The organism is Turicibacter sp. GALT-G1, from assembly GCF_025594995.1.
Lineage (GTDB): Bacteria > Bacillota_I > Bacilli_A > MOL361 > Turicibacteraceae > Turicibacter > Turicibacter bilis.
Map to the genome: position 1 here is coordinate 1 of NZ_JAMQUS010000066.1, position 1,895 is coordinate 1,895.

The 1,895-nt window shown below is 34.8% G+C and carries 1 protein-coding gene; it reads right to left on the reverse strand.

Annotated features, from left to right (window positions below):
- Positions 1-179: 179 nt before the first annotated feature.
- Positions 180-1,796, reverse strand: a complete 1,617-nt coding sequence (locus NEH74_RS11375; RefSeq protein ID WP_262941397.1) for an IS1182 family transposase — start codon at positions 1,794-1,796, stop codon at positions 180-182.
- Positions 1,797-1,895 lie beyond the last annotated feature (99 nt).

The following is a 1,895-nucleotide window of genomic DNA, read 5'->3' on the forward strand; positions in this document are numbered from 1 at the left end:
AAGGGGCTGTATCAAAATGACTAAAACTTCATAGTCATGGAGCTACATGCTCCTTTTTTTGGCTATTCATCGTAAAAAAAATTAGGCCCTGGATTGAATTTTATGGATTGAATTTATTTTTGAGTACGATGAAAAGAAGGACGTTTCTTTCCTTCAAAATGACCGTATATTCTGATTTTTTAAGCCACTTTTTGTTTATGGAGTTGTTGCCCGCAACGATTGCTTTGGATTTTGTTATGTAATTTTTGTACATTATATCCAAAACATAGAAGCAACATTTCTACTGTGACATGAACTTTTCCACGGGTTAAAAATTTTCTGAAGCCGTAATCTTGTTTTAACACGCCAAAAGCACCTTCGACTTGAATGGAGCGATTCTTTCTTAAAATAATCCCTTCTTCACTTTGGATATTTTCAAGTGACTCTGTTCTTAGCGAAAGCATTTTTTTAGACACTTCTATTCGTTTATGGTTTCCTTCTTTCGCTTTTGTACATTTTGAACGCAAGGGACAATCTTGGCAATTTTCACATTCATAAAGGGTGACTTCTTTTCGATATCCCGTCTGCCTTTCTCTAATTTTAACTTCAATCGGTTTTAACGTTCTGCCATTTGCGCACGTATAGGTATCTGTGAGTTCATCATACGCCATGTTTTCTCGTTTCCCCAGTTGAGCTTTATATTTTCTTGTTTTTGAGGCTTCATAGTTGAGGGGCTTAATGAAAACTTTTTGATGGTTCTCCTTCAAATAAGCATAATTTTCTTCACTTTCATAACCTGCATCTGCGATCACCCGTTCAAATGTGTTAGATAATCGAGATTCCATAGATGTCAGAAAGGGAATCAAAGTCGTGACATCATTGGCCGAACTAAAGATTCCAACATGAACAATATACTCCGCTTCAACGCCAATTTGGACATTATATCCTGGTTTTAATTGACCATTTTTCATGTGATCGTCTTTCATTCTCATAAAAGTGGCATCAACATCCGTTTTTGAACAACTTGAACGATGCTCGCCAATCATTTCTTGATACGTCAAATACATTTTCTGTTTTTCAATATAATCTTCGAGTGTTTCCACTTGACGTTGTAGAACGGTTTTTCTCTTTCCTTTTCCATAAACAAATTCAATGGATTGTTCAATCACTCGTTGTTTCAAATTCATTAAACAAGATTCTAAACCATCTAAGGGTTGAGTCGAATTGAACTGATACGTTGTTAGATACATTTCGTTGATTTGTTGAAGCAGTTTTTCAATTTTTGTATGAAGTTTAGATTCATTTTTAGTGACTGATTTTAACCAAACAAAGGAATAACGATTGGCATTCGCTTCAATTTTTGTTCCATCAATAAACAGGTTTTTAAAATGAATTTCATCTAAGGCGTGAAGACGCTCAATCCATTGATCAAATAAATCTTCTAGGATGCCATCGCTTAAATGATGTTTTCTAAATCGATTAATCGTATGATGGCTAGGCGCGGGATAACCGTTTAACAGCCAGATAAAATGAATATCCCGTTGACAAAGTCGCTGAATTTCTCGTGAAGAGAAAGCGCGATTCATATACGCGTAAACTAAAATCTTAAACATGATAACCGGTGGTACGACAGAATTTCTCCCTTGATCAGAGTAAGTGCTTAATAATTTTTTATAATCTAATCCCTCCAATAATTGATTAAGCAAACGTACAGGGTCATGAGGTGCAATATAAACTTGAATATCCATCGTTAAAGAGAGTTGATATCCAGCTGAATAAGTTGTATAATCTTGATGTATATTTTCTTTTTTTAGCATAAAAAAAGTATACAAAAAAGCAGTCCCGAATGGGACTGCCTTTTTTTGTAAACTGTAGTTTTTTAATTCAAAGGGCCATCTATTTTGAGACAGCCCCTT

Coding starts and splice junctions, on each gene's coding strand:
- NEH74_RS11375 (WP_262941397.1), bottom strand. CDS start 1,796: ATGCTAAAAAAAGAAAATATACATCAAGATTATACAACTTATTCAGCT.